Consider the following 14,555-nt stretch of genomic DNA (forward strand, 5'->3'; position numbering starts at 1 on the left):
TCAGGCACCTGCCTTCTGCATGTTGCGGAGCATTGCGGCCGGAACAACCTGGTCCAGCGGCAGGCCGCGGCGGGCTGCCACTGCCTGGGGCTCTTCGAGGCGCTTCAGCGCATCAACCGTGGCGTGCACGATGTTGATGGCGTTGGAGGATCCGAGCGACTTGGACAGAACGTCGTGGATTCCGGCGCATTCGAGGATGGCGCGGACCGGACCACCGGCGATAACGCCGGTACCCGGGGAAGCCGGACGCAGCAGGACTACGCCTGCAGCAGCTTCACCCTGGACGAGGTGCGGGACGGTTCCACCGATGCGCGGGACGCGGAAGAAGGACTTCTTGGCTTCTTCGACAGCCTTTGCGATAGCGGAGGGAACTTCCTTTGCCTTGCCGTAGCCAACGCCGACCATGCCGTTGCCGTCACCGACAACAACGAGGGCGGTGAAGCTGAAGCGACGGCCACCCTTGACCACCTTGGCAACGCGGTTGATGGTAACGACGCGTTCAATGAACTTGTCCTTATCATCGTTGCGTCCGCCGTCGCGGCCACCGCGGCCACCGCGTTCGCCGCGGCCTCCACGGTCGGAGCCGGAGCGCTGCTCGCCGCGACGTCCGCCGCGGCGGTCGTCGGTACCGGTTGCTGCGGCGTCCTTGGTCTCAGTTGCCTCAGCAGCTGTAGCTTCAGTCACCTGATTTTCCTTTTCCTTGTTTACCTCGGTCACAGTGCCAGCCCACCTTCACGTGCGCCGTCTGCAACTGCAGCAATGCGGCCGTGGTAGCGGTTACCACCGCGGTCAAAGACAACGGCTTCAACACCGGCGGCCTTGGACCGCTCAGCGACGAGTTCGCCAACGCGCTTGGCCTTGGCGGTCTTATCGCCTTCCAGTGCACGCAGATCCGCTTCCATGGTGGAGGCGGAAGCCACGGTTACGCCACGGGTGTCATCGACAACCTGGACGAAGATGTGGCGGGCAGAGCGGTTAACCACCAGGCGGGGACGGGCCCCGGTGCCGGAAATCCGCTTGCGGATACGCAGCTGGCGACGGCTGCGCAGGGCAGACTTGCTCTTGCTGTTTCGCTTCTTATTGATGCTGATGGCCATGGTTACTTACCAGCCTTTCCGACCTTGCGGCGGACAATCTCGCCGGCGTAACGAATACCCTTGCCCTTGTAGGGGTCGGGCTTACGCAGCTTGCGGATGTTGGCGGAAACCTCGCCCACCTGCTGCTTGTCGATACCGGACACGGTGACCTTCGTGGGGCCTACCACGGTAAGCGTGATGCCTTCCGGGGCCGTGACGGGAACCGGGTGGCTGTAGCCCAGGGCGAACTCGAGGTCCGCACCCTTTGCTACAACGCGGTAACCGGTACCAACGATTTCCAGGTCCTTCTTGTAGCCCTCGGTCACGCCGGTGATCATGTTGCTGATCAGCGTGCGGGTCAGGCCGTGGAGGGAGCGGGATTCACGCTCGTCGTTCGGTCGGACAACGGTGATGATGCCGTCTTCCAGGGAAGCCGTGATCGGGCTGGGCACAGTGTGGCTCAGCTCGCCCTTGGCGCCCTTGACGGACACAACGTTGCCGTTGATGGCGATATCTACTCCGGCAGGAACCGGGATGGGCAGACGTCCAATACGTGACATTTTTCTTTCCCTTCCCTGCTACCAGACGTAGGCGAGGACTTCCCCACCTACGCCCTTCTTGGCGGCCTGGCGGTCGGTCAGGAGACCTGACGACGTCGACAGGATTGCGATACCCAGGCCACCCAGCACGTGCGGCAGGTTGGTGGACTTCGCGTAAACGCGCAGACCGGGCTTGGAGATGCGGCGTACACCGGCGATGGAACGCTCGCGGTTCGGACCGAACTTGAGGTCCAGGGTCAGCTTCTTGCCGACCTCGGCTTCTTCTTCCTTCCAGCCGGCAATGTAGCCCTCGGCCTTCAGGATGTCAGCAACGCGCGCCTTGAGCTTGCTGTAGGGCATGGACACGGAATCGTGGTATGCCGAGTTTGCATTGCGCAGACGCGTGAGCATATCTGCGACAGGATCTGTCATTGTCATTTGGGCTCTTGCCCTCCCTCGTAACGGTTTCCTGCAGGAGTTCCGTGCGGCGTTGCCTCACGGGTGTCCGTCGGACCTGTTACGTAGTAATTAATCTTCGGATTTGAACGGGAAGCCGAGCGCCTTCAGCAGCGCGCGTCCCTCGTCATCGGTCTTTGCGGTGGTAACCACGGTGATGTCCATGCCGCGTACGCGGTCGATCTTGTCCTGATCGATTTCGTGGAACATCGACTGCTCGGTCAGACCGAACGTGTAGTTGCCGTTGCCGTCGAACTGCTTGCCGTTCAGGCCGCGGAAGTCACGGATACGGGGCAGGGCCAGGGTGACCAAGCGGTCTACGAATTCCCACATGCGGTCGCCGCGCAGGGTAACGTGCGCGCCGATCGGCATGCCTTCGCGCAGCTTGAACTGTGCGATGGACTTGCGTGCCTTGGTGACCTGGGGCTTCTGGCCCGTGATCTGGGTGAGGTCCCGGACCGCACCGTCAATGAGCTTGGAGTCCTTGGCGGCATCTCCAACACCCATGTTCACGACCACCTTGACGAGGCGGGGAACCTGGTTGACGTTTGAGTAGTTGAATTCGTCCTGCAGGGTCTGCTTGATCTCCGCTGCGTAGCGGGTCTTCAGACGGGGAACGATCTTGGTGACAGTCTCAGTCATTAGAGGTCCTTCCCAGAGCCCTTGGCCACGCGGATACGCACAGTGCGCTCACGGCCATTCTTTTCGACGGTTTCAGTGCGGAAGCCAACGCGGGTCGGCTTCTTGGTCTCCGGGTCGACGACTGCGACGTTGGAAACGTGGATCGGGGCTTCGACAACCTCGATGCCGCCGGTCTTGGAACCGCGGGAGGACTGGCCAACCTTGGTGTGCTTGGTGACGCGGTTGATGCCTTCAACGAGAACGCGGTTGCTCTCGGGGAAGACCTTCAGAACCTTGCCCTGCTTACCGCGGTCTCCGCCGCGCTCAGCCTTTGCACCGGTGATGACCTGAACGAGGTCACCCTTCTTGATCTTTGCCATGGACTACAGCACCTCCGGAGCCAGCGAAATGATCTTCATGAACTTCTTGTCGCGAAGTTCGCGGCCGACCGGGCCGAAGATACGGGTACCGCGGGGGTCGCCGTCGTTCTTCAAGATCACTGCAGCGTTCTCATCGAACTTGATGTAGGAACCGTCCTGGCGGCGGCGTTCCTTCTTGGTACGGACGATGACGGCCTTGACCACGTCGCCCTTTTTGACGTTGCCGCCGGGAATTGCATCCTTGACGGTGGCAACAATGGTGTCGCCAATGCCTGCGTAGCGACGGCCGGATCCACCGAGAACGCGGATGGTCAAGATTTCCTTGGCACCCGTGTTGTCGGCGACCTTCAGTCGCGACTCCTGCTGAATCACTTATTACTCCTGTCGTCGCGCCGGTTCTCAGTACTGAGCCTTGCGGAACGGATATGGGTGGACCCCGTAATACTGGTACTCAACGCCTGGCCGGCAGGCCGCACGCCAGTGCAGGCTGCCTTTACGGCGTCGAACAAGATTATCGGGCTTTTGTCTCATTCGGCGGTGAGGAAGCCGGGCCGGATCAGGCCCCAGATTCGGGCCGCACTCCGGACACACTTCCGCACCGCACAGACAAGATTTCAAGTTTATCGCGAAAAGGCCCCGGAAGCGAAATCGAAGACGATAACGCGGCCGGGGCCCCTCACGCTTGGACGGGGCCGGCGTGCCCTTGGTCCGCTGGGACCGAAGGACACACCGGCTGGCCGGCCGGTACTTCTTACTACTAGGTTACTTGGCCTTCTCGAGGATCTCGACCAGGCGCCACCGCTTGGTCGCAGACAGCGGCCGGGTCTCGGCGATCAGAACGAGGTCGCCGATGCCGGCGTCGTTCTGCTCGTCGTGGGCCTTGCGCTTGGAAGTCCGGCGAATAACCTTGCCGTAAAGGGCGTGCTTCACGCGGTCTTCAACCTCGACAACGATGGTCTTATCCATCTTGTCCGAGACCACGTAGCCGCGTGCGGTCTTCCGGTACCCGCGGGCATCGGCTCCGTTTGCGTCAGTTGTCACTGCTGCCTCATTCTTGTTTTCGCTCATTTGGCATCATCCTCAGCGACCTTGGCTTCAGATTCAGACTCAGTAGCCTTCTTCTTGGACTTCTTCGGTGCCTCGGGTGCTGCTTCCTCAACGGGAGCGGCAACCTCGGGACGAATGCCCAGCTCGCGCTCACGCAGCACCGTGTAGATGCGGGCGATATCGCGCTTGACTGCACGCAGACGACCGTGGTTTTCCAGCTGGCCGGTGGCCGACTGGAAGCGGAGGTTGAACAGCTCCTCCTTGGACTTGCGCAGTTCCTCGACGAGACGGTCCTTATCGAAGCCGTCCAGCTGCTCAGTTGTCAGCTCTTTTGATCCAACTGCCATTTCTATTCACCACCCTCGCGACGCACAATGCGTGCCTTCAACGGCAGCTTATGGATCGCCAGGCGCAGTGCCTCACGAGCTACCTCTTCAGAAACACCGGAGAGTTCGAACAGAACCCGGCCCGGCTTGACGTTTGCAACCCACCACTCCGGAGAACCCTTACCGGAACCCATGCGGGTTTCGGCCGGCTTCTTCGTCAGCGGACGGTCCGGATAAATGTTGATCCAGACCTTTCCGCCACGCTTGATGTGGCGTGTCATGGCAATACGCGCAGCTTCAATCTGGCGGTTGGTGACGTACGCAGGCGTCAGAGCCTGGATACCCCACTCGCCGAAGCTGACGGCGGTGCCGCCGGTTGCAGCGCCGGAGCGACCCGGGTGGTGCTGCTTACGGAACTTGACTCGACGTGGGATAAGCATTTAAGCCTGTCCTCCTTCTGCTGCGGGGGCAGCTGCCTCAGCGGCCGGAGCCTCTGCAGCAGGCGCGGCGGCCTTGTCGCCGCGGTCGTTGCGACGACGGCGGTCGCCGCCGCGGTCGCCACGGTCGGCTGCCGGGCCGCGGCCCGGACGGTCGTTGGAGCGTCCGCGGGACGGTGCAGCAGCCTGCTGTGCAGCCAGTTCCTTAGCGGTGACGTCGCCCTTGTAGATCCAAACCTTCACGCCAATGCGGCCGAAGGTGGTCTTGGCTTCGAAGAAGCCGTAGTCGATCTGCGCGCGGAGGGTGTGCAGGGGCACACGGCCTTCGCGGTAGAACTCCGAACGGCTCATTTCGGCGCCGCCCAGACGGCCGGAGCACTGGATACGGATACCCTTTGCACCTGCGCGCTGTGCGGACTGGATGGCCTTCTTCATCGCACGGCGGAAAGCCACGCGGGAAGAGAGCTGCTCAGCAACACCCTGGGCAACAAGCTGGGCTTCCATCTCGGGGTTCTTGACCTCGAGGATGTTCAGCTGAACCTGCTTGCCTGTGAGCTTTTCCAGCTCGCCGCGGATGCGGTCCGCTTCGGCGCCGCGGCGGCCGATCACGATGCCCGGACGTGCAGTGTGGATATCCACACGGACACGGTCACGGGTGCGCTCGATCTCAACCTTGGCGATGCCGGCGCGGTCCATGCCAGTGGACATCAGCTGACGGATCTTGATGTCCTCGCGGACGAAGTCCTTGTAACGCTGGCCCGGCTTGTTGCTGTCAGCAAACCAGTGCGATACGTGGTCAGTGGTGATGCCGAGTCGGAACCCGTGCGGGTTTACCTTCTGTCCCACTTAGCGTTCCTCCTCGTTCGTAGGGGTTGCGACTACCACGGTGACGTGGCTGGTCCGCTTGTTGATGCGGTAGGCGCGGCCCTGGGCCCGCGGCTGGAACCGCTTCATGGTGGGTCCTTCATCAACGAATGCTTCGCTGATGTAGAGGTCACCTTCGTCGAAGGCCACGCCGTCACGGTCCGCGAGGACTCGTGCATTGGCCATAGCCGACTGAACTACCTTGAATACCGGCTCCGAAGCTGCCTGGGGGGCAAACTTCAGAATTGCCAGAGCCTCATTCGCTTGCTTGCCACGAACAAGGTTGACGACGCGCCGGGCCTTCATAGGCGTTACGCGGATATGACGCGCAATTGCCTTGGCTTCCATTGCTTTCCTTCTCTCGTCTTCTGCCGAAAGAGCAGCGCCTAGCGGCGCTTGCCCTTGCGGTCGTCCTTCACATGGCCGCGGAATGTCCGCGTCAGAGCGAATTCGCCGAGCTTGTGCCCGACCATCGACTCGGTGACAAACACCGGAATGTGCTTACGTCCATCGTGTACGGCGATCGTGTGCCCGAGCATGTCGGGGATGATCATCGAACGGCGGGACCACGTCTTGATGACGTTCTTGGTGCCCTTTTCGTTTTCGGCCGCTACCTTAAGGAACAGGTGCTGGTCGACGAAGGGGCCTTTCTTCAGGCTGCGTGGCATGTTTCCAGGCTCCTATCGCTTGTTCTTGCCGGAACGACGGCGACGCACAATGAGGTTGTCGCTCTCTTTATTGGGGCGGCGGGTACGGCCTTCGCGCTTACCATTCGGGTTGACCGGGTGGCGTCCACCGGAGGTCTTACCTTCACCACCACCGTGCGGGTGGTCAACCGGGTTCATGGCGACACCGCGGACGGTCGGGCGAACGCCCTTCCAGCGCATACGGCCGGCCTTGCCCCAGTTGATGTTGGACTGCTCGGCGTTGCCGACCTCGCCAATCGTGGCGCGGCAGCGGACGTCAACGTTGCGGATTTCACCGGAGGGCAGACGCAGCTGGGCGAAGCGGCCTTCCTTGGCAACGAGCTGAACAGAAGCACCGGCGGAGCGGGCCATCTTGGCACCGCCGCCCGGACGCAGTTCAACGGCGTGGATGGTGGTACCCACGGGGATGTTGCGCAGCGGCAGGTTGTTGCCGGGCTTGATGTCAGCCCCGGCGCCGGCCTCTACGAAGTCGCCCTGCTTGAGCTTGTTCGGAGCAATGATGTAACGCTTGGTGCCATCAACGTAGTGCAGCAGCGCAATGCGGGCGGTACGGTTCGGATCGTATTCGATCTCGGCAACGCGAGCGTTGACGCCGTCCTTGTCGTGGCGACGGAAGTCGATCAGACGGTACTGACGCTTGTGTCCACCACCCTTGTGCCTGGTCGTGATCTTACCGGTGTTGTTACGGCCGCCCTTCTTGGGCAGCGGACGTACCAACGACTTTTCCGGCGTTGACCGCGTGATTTCGGTGAAGTCGGCTACGCTCGAGCCGCGACGGCCCGGGGTAGTCGGCTTGTATTTACGGATTCCCATTATTTATTCCTCGTTAAAGTGGTCTCCGCCCTAGCTGAGCGGACCGCCGAAGATGTCGATTGTGCCGTCCTTGAGGGTGACAATTGCGCGCTTGGTGCTCTTGCGCTGTCCCCATCCGAACTTGGTGCGCTTACGCTTACCGGCACGGTTGATGGTGTTGATCGAGTCGACCTTGACGGAGAAAATCTTCTCCACGGCCAGCTTGATCTCGGTCTTGTTCGAGCGGGGGTCGACCAGGAAGGTGTACTTACCTTCGTCGATCAGGCCGTAGCTCTTTTCCGAGACGACGGGTGCAAGCACTACGTCGCGCGGGTCCTTAGCGGTGGTCGCGCTCACTTGGCGTCCTCCTTGACAGTGTTCTTGCCGACGAACTCGTCGTAGGCAGCCTTGGTGAAGACCACGTCGTCGGAAACCAGCACGTCGTAGGTGTTCAGCTGATCTACGTAGATCACGTGAACTTCCGGGACGTTGCGCACGGACAGTGCAGCAACATCGTTGGCGCGCTCGATAACAACGAGCAGGTTCTTGCGGTCGGAAACCGAACGCAGGGCGCTCAGTGCGTCCTTGGTGGAAGGCTTGGTGCCTTCAACCAGGGATTCGAGGACGTGGATACGGCCGTTGCGTGCCCGGTCAGACAGGGCGCCGCGCAGTGCAGCAGCCTTCATCTTCTTGGGGGTGCGCTGGCTGTAGTCGCGGGGCGTCGGTCCGTGGACAACGCCGCCACCGGTCATGTGAGGCGCACGGATCGAGCCCTGGCGAGCCCGGCCGGTGCCCTTCTGCTTGAAGGGCTTGCGGCCTGCACCGCTAACCTCGGCGCGGGTCTTCGTCTTGTGCGTACCCTGGCGGGCGGCTGCAAGCTGAGCAACTACCACCTGGTGGAGCAGCGGTACGTTCGTCTGAACGTCGAAGATCTCTGCGGGGAATTCAACAGTGGTTTCGTTAGCCATGAGACTAAGCTCCCTTCACGGCGGTGCGTACGAGGACGACCTGGCCGCGGGCGCCGGGAACGGCACCCTTGATCAGCAGGAGCGACTTCTCGGCGTCCACACCGTGAACCGTGAGGTTCATGGTGGTGTGCTTGACAGCGCCCATGCGGCCTGCCATCCGAACGCCCTTGAAGACGCGTCCCGGGGTGGATGCGCCACCGATGGAACCCGGCTTACGGTGGTTCTTGTGTGCACCGTGGGAGGCACCGACGCCGTGGAAGCCGTGACGCTTCATGACACCGGCAAAGCCCTTGCCCTTGGAGGTTCCGGTGACGTCGACCTTCTGGCCGGCTTCGAAAATCTCAACGGAGAGTTCCTGGCCCAGCTCGTAGGTGTCGGCATCTGCGGTACGCAGTTCAACTACGTGGCGGCGCGGCGTGACGCCGGCCTTTTCAAAGTGGCCGGCCAGCGGCTTGGTCACCTTGCGCGGATCGATCTGGCCGTAGCCGATCTGAACGGCGGTGTAGCCGTCCTTTTCCGCGCTGCGCAGCTGCGTGATGACGTTGGAGTCAGCCTGGACGACGGTAACGGGGATGAGCTTGTTGTTCTCGTCCCAGACCTGGGTCATGCCGAGCTTGGTGCCCAGCAGTCCCTTTACCTGGCGTGTAAGTGAAGTAGACATATTATCCGCTCCCCCCCTACAGCTTGATTTCGATGTTCACGTCTGCAGGCAGGTCAAGACGCATAAGCGAGTCAACGGCCTTAGGCGTGGGGTCAATGATGTCGATCAGGCGCTTGTGCGTGCGCATTTCAAAGTGCTCGCGGCTGTCCTTGTACTTGTGCGGCGAACGGATAACAACGTAAACGTTCTTTTCCGTGGGCAGCGGCACGGGGCCTACTACCGTTGCGCCTGCACGCGTGACCGTCTCAACGATCTTCCGTGCTGATACGTCGATGACCTCGTGGTCGTACGACTTCAGCCGGATGCGGATTTTTTGTCCCGCCATGGCGTCGTGCCTCTTTCTTCGAGTAATGCTCTCTGTACAGTTTTTGCGCCGAACTGCCTTACGGCCTGGCACCCCTCCAACAGACTGAATCCGGATGAATCCGGGTTCCTCACCCTGTCGAGGCTCCGACCCCCGCGCTCGGGCGTGTCGCGGTGTTGAGACCGACGACCCCGAGAAAGAATAGGGGCGGGTTATATATGGGCTCTTCCCCTGAAGGATCCGACCCTGCACCAGGCATTATCCTGGCCGGGACGCAATCTCACCACTGCCTGTTTCCTGCAGTTCAGCAGGAGCAAGGGCGCGTGTGGGCACAAAAGCGCTTGAACAACTTCTCTAGTCTGCCAGACTTGGGCACGGATGGCCAATCAGGCACCGCACCTACGACAAGGCAATGCCGGTGTAGCGGCATACCTTGCACTATCTGGCTGCTGCCGCCCGGGCCTGAGGTTTCCCTGCCCGAGGTTTCCAAGGGCCGATGTTTCCAAAGGGCCAGTGTTTCCAAAGGGCCAGCGGAGCGTCAACTTCCAACAGTCTAACCCAGGCGCCGCGGCTCCCTGAAACGGTGTCCGTGGCAGGCCGCATCTCCTGGACTCAGGGCATGCCGTCCCGGTTGGACCGGCGGATCCGCTTGGTGCGGTCGATTTCGGAACGGAAGTTCTTCCGGGTCCAGCCCACACCGGCGGCGACGGCTGCCGCAATGACCAAAAGAATGAGAAGTTCCATCCTCCGAGCCTAGCGGAGGATGGAACTTCGTGTCAGAGGGTGCGCCCACCCGCGCCCGGGGCTTCCGGGGCTTGGCTGTCCGGGTCCGGACCGTTTTCCGGCAGTGGCGGTGCCGGGGGCGCCCCGGGCGCCGGCTGCGTCCAGGGCGCCGGCTGCGTCCAGGGCGCCGCCTGCATCGTCCCCGAAGAGGGCGCTCCTCCCGGCGCCGGCTGCATAAGCCCCGGGCCCGCAGCTCCCCCGGCTGGTGCAATTGGGTCCGAGTGATGCGTTCGGTTCTGCTCCGTGCCGTCGGCGTCGGATCGGACACGGGTGAGCCGCCATACAGCCAGCGCGATCAGTCCGACACCCAGCAGTGCCAGCAGGAGGAAGGTATAGCCGCGCAGGTACCACAGCACGGCCAGCACCACACCTGCCGCTCCCCACATGGTGAACAGCCGCCGGCTGGCCAGCAGTCCGAAGGCGAGCAGGCCGGCATGGGCCACCAGTGCCCACAGCTGCTTGCCTCCGCCTCCGCTGATGACGGTGAGCAACCCGCTCGCGGAGAGGATGGCGGCAGAAACCGTCAGGAAGGCCGTTCCGCGCTGTTCGCGCCTTCGCAGGAACTCGTAACCGGCCATCGCGGCCAGTACGCACGCCCAGTACTGCACGGACCAGAAGACGTTCACCCCGCCCAGCACCAGCCAGCTAATCCGCTGAACCGCCAAGGCAGTGAGGACGGCTCCTCCCTGCATTGCCTGTTCGCGCCACTGCCGGGGAAGCTCCGGGAGTGCCAGGGCCGCGGCCGCGATGACGGTCACGGACCCCGCCACGGCAGTTGAATCCGACGCCATGGCGGGAACTGCGGCCATCGCAGCGACTAGTGCAGAGGCACAACCCATGATCCGACGCCTCAGCAACTGAGGTGAACCGGAACCGGCGCCGGGCACCTGCACGGCACTGTCCGGTGCGCTTTCGCCGCGGGGGTCCCAGCTGCGTCCTGCCGGAAGGAACGCACGAAGCAGCTGAAGCAGGGCAGCTGCCGCCCAGGCGGCAGCGAGGAACCTGTACCCGGCCGCCCCAAGACCTTTGGAGTAACTGTCCCCCACTGCAGCCGACAGGCATAGTGCCGCGGCGAACAGGAGCGGCGGGGTTCCCAATGCTGCCCATGGCTGTGCCCGGCTGTAGGACAGGACCAGGCACACTGCCCCGCCCATGGCGAAGCCAGCGGATGCGAGGAACGCGTTTCCGGTGGCCCCGGCGGTGAACAGGACGGCAGCCGCGTACCCCGCCGACGCAGCCAGCAGCGGCATCCTGGTATCCGCGTGCCAGGACCGCCGGGTCTCTCCCCACAGCGCTGCCGCACCGAGGGCGAGCAGAACCAGGCCTGCGGCTTCCGAGCTGAGCACCGGTTCGGGCAGCAAGCCCTTCTCCGCCACATCAGGCAGGCCGGAAAGGACCAGCGGCAACGCCCCCAGCGCCAGGGCTGCCGGATAGAGTATCCATCCAGAGCGTGCTTCGGAAGCCCGGTGCCGCCGGGCGAAGGCAGGTACCGCTGCGGCCAGGAGCAGCAGCAGCAGAACTGCCGCCACGTCCCGGCGGGCTTCCGTGCCAGTGTGCAGGGCGTAAAAACCGGGTGCCAGGACCAGCAGGGCCAAGCTGATCCACAGTGATGTTTCGGAGTAGCCGCCGCCGTCAAGGCGTCGGTGCAGCGCCGTTCGCACCAGGTGCTGCGCCGCCGTTGCTGCCGCTCCTGCTGCCACCAAGCCGTGCGCATCGGCACCAAGGTCCGCAACCGCCAATACGGCCAAGACGATCAGCAGTCCCTGAACCGCCAGCAGGTACAAGCCCCGGTTCGGCTGCCTGCGGTTCACTGCAAGACCGGCGGCATAGGCCAGGCCGGCCAGGACCAGCAGTTCGTAGCCGCGCAGGCCCAGGAGCCCGGCACCCACGGCAGCCGCCGCGGCAAACCCGGCTGGTGCAGCCGGCTCGAACCTGTCCGGGACCAACAGCGAAGCAGCTGCGTTGGCGGCAAGGGCCGCCCACAGCAAGGCAAGGCTCCAGGCCGCAGGGCCTTCCACGCCGCGTGACGCAGCCGCGGCAAGGACTGCGATGAGGGCAGCGGCAGTGATCAATTCCGCAGCCAGCGGCAGCGGCCGCCCCCGGCGGAGGCGGACGGCGGCAGCCACCTGCGTAAACACTGCGACCGCAGCAGCGCAGGCGATCAGGAACAGCAAGCTGCCCGGGTCGCCGGTCCCCCGCGGCAGCAGGGCATACGCCCCGGGCACCGCCGCGGATGCGGCGAGGCCGCCCCACCGGCCGGCGCCGGCCAGTCCCATCGGCTCTATGCGGGCGGCAAACAGGGTCCGCAGCAGGTGCAGCACACCGATGCTCACCGCGAGGGCAGCGAAGATCCGGTGCACATTTCCGGTCACATCCGCAGCCACCAGCCCGGAGAGGACAACAACCAGGGCCTGCGCAGCCAGCAGGTGGGCCCCTCGCAACGGCGGGCGGCGTGGCGTGACCGGGGGGCGCTGCCAGTGCGAAGAAATCCTGGCGAACAGCACAACGCAGTACGCCAGTGCGGCTGCCGTCAGCAGTTCGTAGCCCCGCAGTCCCAGGACGCCCGCCCCGATAAGGGCCGCCGAGAGGAAACCTGCCGGGCCGGCAGCGAGGTACCGCCCCCTCGGGTGCAGTACCGAGGTCAGAACGTTTGCGGCTACCAGTACCCACAGGCCGGCCAAAGCGAGCCCCGGGTCCTCGGCCCCGCGCAGGCCGCAGGCGAGCAGCACAGTTCCAGCCGCGGCTGACAAGGCTGTTATACCCGGCCGGTATTCCGGTTTCCCCTGCCGGAGGCGCAGCACCGTCATTACTTGATTCGCTGCCAGGGCCGCGGCCGTTCCGGCGAGGGCCCAGGCACCCGGATCTGCTCCAACGGACTCTGCCAGGGATGCCAGGAGCACCAGAGGCACCAGCAGGACTGCGGCTGCGCGTGCCGCGAGGACAAACACCGCTCTCCGACCGGGGCCGCTGCGTACTGCGCGGATGACCAGGTAGGCAGTGAGGGCTGCGGTAACCAGCACTGCCGGCCACAGGGATACCCGGGGCTCCACAGCCGTGGGAACCAGCACCAGAAGCACTGGGACGGCAACCCCGAACTCCAGCACCCCGCCAACCTTCCAGCCGGCGGCAAGGTAGGCCAGCAGAACCACAAGGGCCGTACCGGCGAACACAGCCATGTTCCCACCCCACATGCCAAAGGCGTAGGCCAGGCCTGCCAGCACCGCTGCTCCGGCCTGAACCGCCAACAGCACCGCAACATCCACGCGGAAAAAGCGCCCGGCCGACTGCTGCACTGTCCGTGCCGGCTTTTTAACCAGGCTGACCGAAGCGGCCCCGGGAGTATCCCCACCGGACAGCTCAGGCAGGCTTCCGCCCTGGCCACCCACGGCCCCTGCGGTTTGGGGAGCGCCGGTTTCGCTGCTGCGGTGCCGCCTGGCCTCGTCCTCATTGTCCAGCGGCAGGCCCGCTGCCCTGGATGCGGCTTGCATCAGTGCAGCGGCGCCGTAAACCGGACGCCGCAGCAGGACGCCCGCCAGTTGGGCCAGGACCTGTACGGCAAAGGCCAGCAACGTGGCTTGGCCGCTGTCGGTGAATGAGTAGAACAAGGCTGTGAGCCCCACGGTGCCCGCAGCACGCAGTCCGTAGCTGTTTACCAGCATGTGGCGGTCCGGGCCCTGCCACAGCATGACCGCGTAGTAACAGGCGAAGGCGAGGAAGAGGACTGCCAGCTGCGCGGCTCCCAGATCATCTGAAATCCAGGCTGAGGCAACCGCGGTGGCCGGTACGAGGTAGCGGTGGGAGCGGACAAAGGCGTCCAGATAAAGGTTGTTCAACCATTTGGGGCGGCGGACTGCCGCGAGGCTGATCAGGGTCGCGAGGATGACCGTAGACAGGAAATACCAAACAATTCCCCAGCGGAGGGCGGCACCGGAGGCCAATCCCGAAGACAACAGGAACGTGAGCGCCAGGTAGGCCACCACCCGGCTTTCGATCTTTGCTGCGGCATAGGCGAAGGCGGCGGTTCCGGCAACGGAAGTGAACAGCCAGGCGGCCGGGCCGTCATGGAGGACGAGGTTGAACAGCGCCAGTCCCACAACCGGTATCAGTGCCAGTCCGGTACCGGTGAAGGCGACGGCTGCCGGACGGAGCCGCCGGCTGCGGGCATGGATCACCAGTCCCGAGACGTAAAACAGTGCTGTCACCGCAACCACGCCGGAGAAGCGCGCCTGCTCGGGTATGGCCAGGCCGATAAACAGGGCGGCAGCTGCCACCAGCAACAGGCTGGCGGAGTACAGCGTGATGTTGATGTTCCGCAGGTCCCGGCGGCGTTTCTCCTCGCGGAGTTCAGCCTCGGTCTTGGCCCGCGGCGGTTCTGGCGCCGGCACCGCGGGCGGTGCCGGCGGCATGCCCTGTCCCCGCCGCGCAACCAAGGACGGATCGGCTGCGATAGATGCCGCACTGGCGCCGGCCGGAACCGGCGCCGCTGACTGCAGCACCGAATGAGCAGACTGGGCAAGATTCACCTTGGCAGAGTTAGCCGGAGCAGAGTTAGCCGGAGCAGAGTTCGGTGGCGCAAAAGCCGGTGGAGCGGCCG

At 63.9% G+C, this 14,555-nt stretch carries 20 protein-coding genes; all 20 read right to left on the reverse strand.

What is annotated here, in order from left to right; genetic code table 11:
• Entirely contained in the window at nucleotides 1-684 is a 684-nt protein-coding gene (gene rpsE, locus LOC57_RS01340) for a 30S ribosomal protein S5 (protein ID WP_227912810.1), read from the reverse strand.
• A 29-nt stretch (nucleotides 685-713) separates the two neighbouring features.
• Nucleotides 714-1,097: a 50S ribosomal protein L18 gene (gene rplR, locus LOC57_RS01345; protein ID WP_227912809.1), complete on the reverse strand. Its 384-nt coding sequence runs from the start codon at nucleotides 1,095-1,097 to the stop codon at nucleotides 714-716.
• 2 nt (nucleotides 1,098-1,099) lie between these two features.
• Nucleotides 1,100-1,636, reverse strand: coding sequence for a 50S ribosomal protein L6 (gene rplF / locus LOC57_RS01350; RefSeq protein WP_227912808.1), 537 nt, complete (start codon nucleotides 1,634-1,636; stop codon nucleotides 1,100-1,102).
• 18 nt (nucleotides 1,637-1,654) lie between these two features.
• Nucleotides 1,655-2,053 carry a 30S ribosomal protein S8 gene (rpsH, locus tag LOC57_RS01355; protein WP_146361106.1) on the reverse strand — a complete coding sequence of 133 codons (399 nt, stop codon included), beginning with the start codon at nucleotides 2,051-2,053 and terminating at the stop codon, nucleotides 1,655-1,657.
• Between the two features lie 90 nt (nucleotides 2,054-2,143).
• Nucleotides 2,144-2,713: a 50S ribosomal protein L5 gene (rplE, locus tag LOC57_RS01360; RefSeq protein ID WP_227912807.1), complete on the reverse strand. Its 570-nt coding sequence runs from the start codon at nucleotides 2,711-2,713 to the stop codon at nucleotides 2,144-2,146.
• Nucleotides 2,713-3,072 (reverse strand): 50S ribosomal protein L24, encoded by a 360-nt coding sequence (gene rplX / locus LOC57_RS01365; protein ID WP_227912806.1) that lies wholly within the window; start codon nucleotides 3,070-3,072, stop codon nucleotides 2,713-2,715. The genes rplE and rplX overlap by 1 nt, the downstream gene beginning before the upstream one ends.
• A 3-nt stretch (nucleotides 3,073-3,075) precedes the next feature.
• The gene (gene rplN, locus LOC57_RS01370; RefSeq protein ID WP_055239356.1) at nucleotides 3,076-3,444 is read right to left on the reverse strand and encodes a 50S ribosomal protein L14; all 369 of its coding nucleotides are present in this window, start codon (nucleotides 3,442-3,444) and stop codon (nucleotides 3,076-3,078) included.
• 390 nt (nucleotides 3,445-3,834) lie between these two features.
• Nucleotides 3,835-4,140 carry a 30S ribosomal protein S17 gene (gene rpsQ / locus LOC57_RS01375; RefSeq protein WP_146361100.1) on the reverse strand — a complete coding sequence of 102 codons (306 nt, stop codon included), beginning with the start codon at nucleotides 4,138-4,140 and terminating at the stop codon, nucleotides 3,835-3,837.
• Nucleotides 4,137-4,466, reverse strand: a complete 330-nt coding sequence (gene rpmC / locus LOC57_RS16405; protein WP_269437386.1) for a 50S ribosomal protein L29 — start codon at nucleotides 4,464-4,466, stop codon at nucleotides 4,137-4,139. The genes rpsQ and rpmC overlap by 4 nt, the downstream gene beginning before the upstream one ends.
• A 2-nt stretch (nucleotides 4,467-4,468) precedes the next feature.
• On the reverse strand, nucleotides 4,469-4,885 hold the full coding sequence (gene rplP / locus LOC57_RS01385; protein WP_146361096.1) for a 50S ribosomal protein L16: 417 nt from the start codon (nucleotides 4,883-4,885) through the stop codon (nucleotides 4,469-4,471).
• Nucleotides 4,886-5,728, reverse strand: coding sequence for a 30S ribosomal protein S3 (rpsC, locus tag LOC57_RS01390; protein ID WP_227912805.1), 843 nt, complete (start codon nucleotides 5,726-5,728; stop codon nucleotides 4,886-4,888). It lies immediately after the preceding gene.
• The gene (gene rplV, locus LOC57_RS01395) at nucleotides 5,729-6,094 is read right to left on the reverse strand and encodes a 50S ribosomal protein L22 (protein ID WP_227912804.1); all 366 of its coding nucleotides are present in this window, start codon (nucleotides 6,092-6,094) and stop codon (nucleotides 5,729-5,731) included.
• Between the two features lie 38 nt (nucleotides 6,095-6,132).
• Nucleotides 6,133-6,414, reverse strand: a complete 282-nt coding sequence (gene rpsS, locus LOC57_RS01400; RefSeq protein WP_104052734.1) for a 30S ribosomal protein S19 — start codon at nucleotides 6,412-6,414, stop codon at nucleotides 6,133-6,135.
• A gap of 12 nt (nucleotides 6,415-6,426) precedes the next feature.
• Nucleotides 6,427-7,266, reverse strand: coding sequence for a 50S ribosomal protein L2 (rplB, locus tag LOC57_RS01405; protein ID WP_146361090.1), 840 nt, complete (start codon nucleotides 7,264-7,266; stop codon nucleotides 6,427-6,429).
• A 30-nt stretch (nucleotides 7,267-7,296) separates the two neighbouring features.
• Nucleotides 7,297-7,602 carry a 50S ribosomal protein L23 gene (gene rplW / locus LOC57_RS01410; RefSeq protein ID WP_066295939.1) on the reverse strand — a complete coding sequence of 102 codons (306 nt, stop codon included), beginning with the start codon at nucleotides 7,600-7,602 and terminating at the stop codon, nucleotides 7,297-7,299.
• Complete coding sequence (gene rplD / locus LOC57_RS01415) at nucleotides 7,599-8,213, reverse strand: 50S ribosomal protein L4 (RefSeq protein ID WP_227912803.1); 615 nt, start codon at nucleotides 8,211-8,213, stop codon at nucleotides 7,599-7,601. Before rplD ends, rplW begins: the two co-directional genes overlap by 4 nt.
• Nucleotides 8,214-8,217: 4 nt before the next feature.
• Nucleotides 8,218-8,874: a 50S ribosomal protein L3 gene (gene rplC / locus LOC57_RS01420; RefSeq protein ID WP_227912802.1), complete on the reverse strand. Its 657-nt coding sequence runs from the start codon at nucleotides 8,872-8,874 to the stop codon at nucleotides 8,218-8,220.
• A gap of 16 nt (nucleotides 8,875-8,890) precedes the next feature.
• On the reverse strand, nucleotides 8,891-9,199 hold the full coding sequence (rpsJ, locus tag LOC57_RS01425; protein WP_146361073.1) for a 30S ribosomal protein S10: 309 nt from the start codon (nucleotides 9,197-9,199) through the stop codon (nucleotides 8,891-8,893).
• A 591-nt stretch (nucleotides 9,200-9,790) separates the two neighbouring features.
• A complete protein-coding gene (locus LOC57_RS16410) occupies nucleotides 9,791-9,922 on the reverse strand; it encodes a hypothetical protein (RefSeq protein WP_269437385.1) in 132 nt (43 codons plus the stop codon).
• 32 nt (nucleotides 9,923-9,954) lie between these two features.
• Entirely contained in the window at nucleotides 9,955-14,367 is a 4,413-nt protein-coding gene (locus tag LOC57_RS01430) for a hypothetical protein (protein WP_229957667.1), read from the reverse strand.
• Nucleotides 14,368-14,555 lie beyond the last annotated feature (188 nt).

Origin of the sequence: Arthrobacter sp. zg-Y750 (assembly GCF_020907365.1) — a bacterium.
Lineage (GTDB): Bacteria > Actinomycetota > Actinomycetes > Actinomycetales > Micrococcaceae > Arthrobacter_B.